At 71.9% G+C, this 4,213-nt stretch carries 4 protein-coding genes; 3 read left to right on the forward strand and 1 reads right to left on the reverse strand.

From position 1 onward, the window contains the following. Positions 1-185 precede the first annotated feature (185 nt). Entirely contained in the window at positions 186-707 is a 522-nt protein-coding gene (locus MXD58_RS21610; RefSeq protein WP_248837952.1) for a GNAT family N-acetyltransferase, read from the forward strand. 151 nt (positions 708-858) lie between these two features. Here MXD58_RS21610 and MXD58_RS21615 read toward each other — a convergent pair whose 3' ends face one another. Further along, positions 859-1,404, reverse strand: a complete 546-nt coding sequence (locus tag MXD58_RS21615) for an NUDIX hydrolase (RefSeq protein ID WP_248837953.1) — start codon at positions 1,402-1,404, stop codon at positions 859-861. A 387-nt stretch (positions 1,405-1,791) separates the two neighbouring features. On the opposite strand from MXD58_RS21615, the gene MXD58_RS21620 reads away from it, so the two are divergent. Then, a complete protein-coding gene (locus MXD58_RS21620) occupies positions 1,792-3,024 on the forward strand; it encodes an ABC transporter substrate-binding protein (protein ID WP_248837954.1) in 1,233 nt (410 codons plus the stop codon). A gap of 308 nt (positions 3,025-3,332) precedes the next feature. Then, on the forward strand, positions 3,333-4,052 hold the full coding sequence (locus MXD58_RS21625; RefSeq protein ID WP_248837955.1) for a GntR family transcriptional regulator: 720 nt from the start codon (positions 3,333-3,335) through the stop codon (positions 4,050-4,052). Positions 4,053-4,213: the final 161 nt, after the last annotated feature.

Consider the following 4,213-nt stretch of genomic DNA (forward strand, 5'->3'; position numbering starts at 1 on the left):
GGGCGGTCGTCGGGCCGCGGTCGGGGGGTCGACGTCCGCCGCGGCTGTGGCTGGTTCCCCCCGGCCCCGGCATCGAACCGTCGGCGGCCACCGCCGGGCGTGAAGGCCCGGCCCTGGTCACCGGCTGATCCGCCCATTGCTACGATCAGATCATCTTCGGCTCCGGATCTGACTGGAGGTCTGTCGTGGAGCTGCGTCCGGTGCTCGTGGCCGGGGAGGTCACCGTGCGGCCGGGGGCGGCCGGTGAGGTCGAGCGGCTGCGGGCGATCCTGGCCGAGGCGACGGTGGTCCGCTGGTGGGGGCCGCCGCCGCCGGTCGAGGAGATCCACGGCGACCTGCTGGGTGACACCGGCACGGTGCTGCTCGTGGTAACGGTTGCCGGGGAGGTGGCCGGCGGCATCCAGTACAGCGAGGAGACCGACCCGCGCTACCGGCATGCCGGGATCGACATCTTCCTCGGCGACCGGTTCCAGGACCGCGGGACCGGCACCGCCGCGGTCGCGCTGCTGGCCCGTTTCCTGGTCGGGGCGCGCGGCCACCACCGGCTCACCATCGATCCGGCCGCGGACAACGCGAGGGCGATCCGCTGCTACGCGAAGGTGGGCTTTCGTCGTGTCGGCATCCTGCGGCAGTACGAGATCGGCCCGGACGGCGTGCCGCATGACGGTGTGCTCATGGACCTACTGCGGGACGAGCTGGCAACCTGAGCCGGTCCTTGGCCTCCCCCGGCGTCCGCTGGCCGTTGCCGGCGGCCCAGGCCACCCAGTCGCCGGCCCGGGTGCGATCGGCGTCGCCCTGCCCGCCGCCGCATCCGCCGGCTTTCCGATGGTTGCCCTGGCCGCTTGCTGGCCTGGCGGTTCATCCCTCATCGCCGCTCCTGCGCTGGAGGCTCACACCAACGGTCCCTCCAGGTTGTGCCGGATGTCCCGGCGGGGAACCGTCGACGGACGCATCGGCGACCGGTTCGCGCCAGCCGAAGCGGGAGAACGACGCGCCCGCGCGGTAGAGCCGGACGATCTCCCTGGTGTAGGGCAGGGTGTGGGCCGGTAGGTCGTCGGGGGAACACCAGATCAGCGCGGCACAGCGGTCGGGTTCGCGGATGCGCGGCTCCCCGCGCCAACGGGTGAGCGCGAAACCGAACCCGACGCGCGCCGCGCGACCCGGCGGCAGCGCGTGGGTGACCCCGACGAACATCACGTCCTCGTCGTCGACGGCGATGCCGAGCTCCTCGTCGAGTTCGCGTACGGCCGCCGCGACGACATCCTCGCCGGCTTCCAGCCGTCCGCTGGGCAACGCCCACCATCCGCTGCCGTAGACCTCGCCCGCCCGTCTGGTCAACAGAAGCTGCTCCTGCCGCAGGACCAGCATCAACACGTCGACCGGCGTCCTGTGTTCCGCGCTCATGCTGATCATCCTCCAGCATCGCGCCGACGCTGCGGCTGTTATGGCCGTCACGGTTGCCGCGATAATGCAAACAACCGCCCCGGAAATGCTGTAAAACTTGACGTCCTCGCAGCGGTCGGCGGATCGGTATTTGGTGGATCGGCGGATCGGCAGATGGCCCCCGGGTGAATGCTCAGGTAATCCGAGGTGAACTGGGGAACCTGGATAGGTGAGCGCGGCGACAGGCGCTCGGTGGCGGGAAATGTCTTGGTACTGTTCCTCCCGCACCGCGAGCTTTCCGGCTCCTTCGGTGGAAAGCCGGCCAATTGCCGGACCTCCCGTTGGTACTGCCCGTATACAGCCTCCGTTCGCCCAGGAGAAGATGTGTTCTCTCGAGGTCATCTGTCCGTGCGAGGTCGTGCGGCCCGCCCGAGCGGGCGCCGTGCGCCGTGCGGCGGGGCGTTGGCCGTCGCGGTGCTGCTCTCGGCGGCTCTCGCCGGCTGCTCGAGCGCCGACCGGGTGTCGGCGGCGCCCTGCGGGACGCCGGGCGTCGGGGAGCACCAGATCGACCTGGGCGTGCTCATCCCCGCGTCGGGTCCGGCGGCGAGCCAGTCCGAGGCGGCGCGGGCCGGGATCGACGCCCGCCTCGGCGCGGCGAACACCGCCGGCGGTATCCACGGCCGGCGCGTCGTCTACCAGTGGCGCGACGACCAGGGCTCCGCCGCGGTCAACGGTGTCGCCGCCCGCGACCTCGTCGAACAACGTCAGGTCTTCGGCCTGATCGAACCGACGGTGGCGGCGGCCGGCAGCGTCGCCTACGTGACTCAGCGGGGCATCCCGGTGACGTCGACAGATCAGGTCGGGTCCTCCTCGCCCACCGTGTTCGCCGCCACCACGGTCACCGGCGAGGCTGTGGACCTACCGGGCAGGTACGTGGTCGGTGAGGGCGGACGCCGCGCGGTGATCATCACGACCGCGCTGTCGGCGGCGACGTCGATGACGGCCGACTACTACGTCCGCAGCCTCACCGCCGCCGGGGTGACGACGGCGGCCACCTTCACCTTCTCCTCCGGCGCCGATGACCCGGCGGAACTGGCCCGGCGCATCGCCGCCACCCACGCCGACACCGTCGTCGGCGTCCTGGACCCCCGTGACCTCGTCGCCATCGTGAGTGCGCTGCGCGGTGGCGACTACCGGCCCAAGGTCGTGCTGTCCGCCACCGGTTACAACCACACGCTGCTCGCGACGTATGGCACCCGGATGGCGGGGATCAGCATCCCGGTCTACTACCGGCCGTTCGAGCTCGGCGGACCAGGCGTCGAGGCCTACGCCGGCGCGATGCGCCGGTTCGCCCCGCAGATCACCCAGCCCGAGCAGGACATCGCCGTGGCGTCGTACATCAGCACCGACATCTTCCTGCGCGGCCTGGACCTCGCCGGGCCGTGCCCGACGCGGGCCGGGTTCGTCGCCGCGCTGCGCGCGGTGAACAGCTACGACGCGAACGGCCTGATCAGCCCGATCAGTTTCCGGCCTGAGGCGGCCAACCCGCTGGTGTGCTCGGCCTACGTCCAGGCCAACAGCGCGGGCAATGCGTTCGTCGTGACCGAGCCGAACTTCTGCGGCCATCCGCTGAGCCCCTGAGAGCTCGGGTCGTCCGCCGACGCTGAGCACCACGTAGCCAGGCGAACGACCTGCGACGTTTCCCGTGCCCGTGGACGGCCGGCGCCGGCGTCTACGCGGAGGCGTCGAGCCTGGGCAGCCTCACGGTGTGGGAGCGGCTCGGACCGCGCCGGATCGGCCCGGAGATCGTCCTGCCGGACGACGGCCCGACGCTCTATCCCATCTGGGGTGATCCCGGCACCTGGTCGTTGCGCGGCACCCGGCCGAGCACCGGGACCGCAGCGATAACCTGAACGCGACATGCGGACCGGAGCCCACGTGGGGACTTGATGGCGGACTCGGACTCGGCGCCCCTGCGCGACATCGTTGCCGACACGTTGCGTGAGCGCATTGCCTCGGGCCTGCTCCCGCCGGGCAGCCGGGTTCGCGAGGAGAGCATCGCCACCGAGCTGGGTGTCTCGCGCATCCCCGTGCGCGAGGCGCTGCAGCGCCTGGAGGCCGAGGGCTTCATCGAGCTGGCGCCGCGCCGGGGCGCGACCGTCGCGGTGCCGAGCGTCGCGCGGGTGTTCGACCTGCTGGAGGTCCGCATCACCCTGGAGGTGATGGCGGCGGTGCTCGCCGCCCGCCACGCCGGCGGCGACTACGTCGACGAACTGACCGCCACGGTCGCCGAGGGCACCGCGGCCGCGGAGAACGGCGAGTTCAAGCGGCTGCCGGCGCTCATCGAGCAGTTCCACGACCTGGTCGCCCGCGCGTCGGGCAACATCGAGCTGGCCACCCTGCTGCGCAGCATCCGCAGCCGGGTGCGCTGGATGTTCGAGCACGACCTGGAGGGCCGTTCGCCGGCGTCGTGGGCCGGGCACGCCCAGATTCTGCAGGCGATCCTGGCCGCGGACGAGGGCGCTGCCTCCGACCACATGGCCCGCGACGTCCAGCCCGGCCGGGCGATCGCCTCGTGGACCGAGGCCCAGCGCCGCAACGGCACCTGGGGCTATCCGCGTACCGCGGCCGCCCCGCCCGACCCGGACCTGACCGGCCGCCCCGCCTGACTGTCCGACTGTCCGACCTGCGGCGCCGGCCGTCGGCTCGCCGGTCGCACCCGGCCCCACCTGCGAGCTTTTCGCCACAGGGGTTCCGCCGACCTGGTTTTGTATACTAAAATGGCCAAGACGGCATCCAGTTGGGCGCTGGCGGCGGGCGAGGATCGACC

Source organism: Frankia sp. AgKG'84/4 (assembly GCF_023242965.2).
Taxonomy (GTDB): domain Bacteria; phylum Actinomycetota; class Actinomycetes; order Frankiales; family Frankiaceae; genus Frankia.